Source organism: Mesorhizobium sp. M4A.F.Ca.ET.050.02.1.1 (assembly GCF_003997725.1).
Taxonomy (GTDB): domain Bacteria; phylum Pseudomonadota; class Alphaproteobacteria; order Rhizobiales; family Rhizobiaceae; genus Mesorhizobium.
Map to the genome: position 1 here is coordinate 1 of NZ_RZSG01001066.1, position 1622 is coordinate 1622.

Annotated in this window: 2 protein-coding genes and 2 pseudogenes; 1 reads left to right on the forward strand and 3 read right to left on the reverse strand. The window is 57.7% G+C overall.

Translation table 11 applies throughout. The features are described 5' to 3' along the window. Positions 1-104: pseudogene (locus EOA33_RS34970) on the reverse strand (co-chaperone GroES); the annotation flags it as partial. 340 nt (positions 105-444) lie between these two features. After that, positions 445-798, reverse strand: a pseudogene (locus tag EOA33_RS34975) (MFS transporter). A gap of 348 nt (positions 799-1146) precedes the next feature. Between EOA33_RS34975 and EOA33_RS34980 the strand changes: the two are divergent. Then, entirely contained in the window at positions 1147-1362 is a 216-nt protein-coding gene (locus tag EOA33_RS34980) for a cold-shock protein (RefSeq protein WP_082980360.1), read from the forward strand. 92 nt (positions 1363-1454) lie between these two features. On the opposite strand, the gene EOA33_RS34985 is transcribed toward EOA33_RS34980, so the two are convergent. Then, positions 1455-1622: MucR family transcriptional regulator (locus tag EOA33_RS34985; RefSeq protein ID WP_190234482.1), on the reverse strand; the 168-nt coding region annotated here is incomplete at its 5' end.

The following is a 1622-nucleotide window of genomic DNA, read 5'->3' on the forward strand; positions in this document are numbered from 1 at the left end:
TTAGCCGTATCGGGGATGATGATCCCGCCCGCGGTCTTGGATTCGGATTCGAGCCGACGAACGACCACGCGGTCATGCAGCGGCCGGAAATTCGACTTTGCCATTTTGGATATCCCTGGTGCGGAGGTTGAAAGGTTCTCCGTTGCCGGAGCCCGGTTAGCACTCGCCAGTGGAGAGTGCCAACGTGGCGGTGAGATAGGCTGTAGGTTCGTCCTGGTCAAGACGGATGAGCGGACAGCCGAAGAGCAAAAGATTTGGAATCGAGACGGAAGCCTGGCCTCCATTACGGGCGCATCCCGCTGCCTAAGCGCGTTTCGGCCGTCAGCTCTGGGCCGACTTTCGTCTGTGTTAAAAAATGTGAAATTATGTGAAATTAATGGCCGAGCAGGCGGCGGACTCGACTAAAGGCAGCGCCGCAACCGGCCAGACAGCTCAGGGCGAGGATCATCCAGAGATTGTAATATCCCATCGCTACAAGAGCAGTCAGCATGATCGATGACAAGGCTATCACGCACCAGCCGATCGCCATGACATGGCGGCGGCTGAAATTGTCGGCGATGGCCCGGCGAAGATCGACAGAATGAATACGGGCAGCGTCGTGAAGGTCTGCACCAGAGCGACCATCACGTCCGAGGTCGAAATGGTTGCCATCAGCCAGCTGACCGCAACGGTCTGGAACAGCCAGCCCAGGCTCGACACCTGTGCGGCAAGCCAGATAACACGAAAGGTGGGATTCTCCAGCGGAGCGAACGTCGCCGACGAAACCGAAGCCGCGTCCGCGCGCGCCACCCTGCTCATTGGGCCGAGCCTCTCTTTTCGTGTAGAAGTTAAATTGGAGATCTCTCCTTTGGTGCACTTGCATATGGAGATTGGCAGGATGAGGGCATTGTAGGTGCCGAGCCGAAGTAATTTTCGAAGGCTGCTTCAAAGCCAATATGAAACCGTTCTGCTGGAGATACCTGTCCCATAGCCAAAGCGCCAATCGATCGTCCTACGGGAATTAACGAACGCCCGGTTGGCGCGATCAGCGCGCAGGCGCCACTCAATTCGCCGGAGCGACCTCATTAGCTGCGTCTATCCGCGCTTATCATCCGAGACGGTTTGGCTTAGGGCCAGGCGACACTGCAATGCTAAAGAGGAAACACCATAGATGGCGATCGGAACCGGAAGTGGTTCAACAGCTCCAAGGGCTTCGGCTTCATCCAGCCCGATGCGGGCGGCCCGGACGTTTTCGTCCACATTTCTGCTGTCGAGCGTGCAGGTCTGTCATCGCTCGCCGATGGTCAGAAGATCAGTTACGAAATCGAGCAGGACCGCCGCACCGGCAAGTCCTCGGCCGGCAATCTCAGCAAAGTACGCTAATCGTCCTTGGCACCATTCAGGCCAGAACGATTGGCGAAAGGCGGGATCTCCGCCTTTCAAAATGCACATGGCCGAAGAACGAGCGAACGATGTCAGGAGGCCGCCTTGTTGCGGCTCCTCTTTGCCGGTGCGGCCTGTTGGGCCTCATTGGGTTTTCTGCCGAGGCCCATGGTCTTCGCCAAAGCTGAGCGCGCGGCGGCATAGTTCGGGGCAACCATCGGATAGTCTGCCGATAGTCCCCATTTCGCCCGGTATTCTTC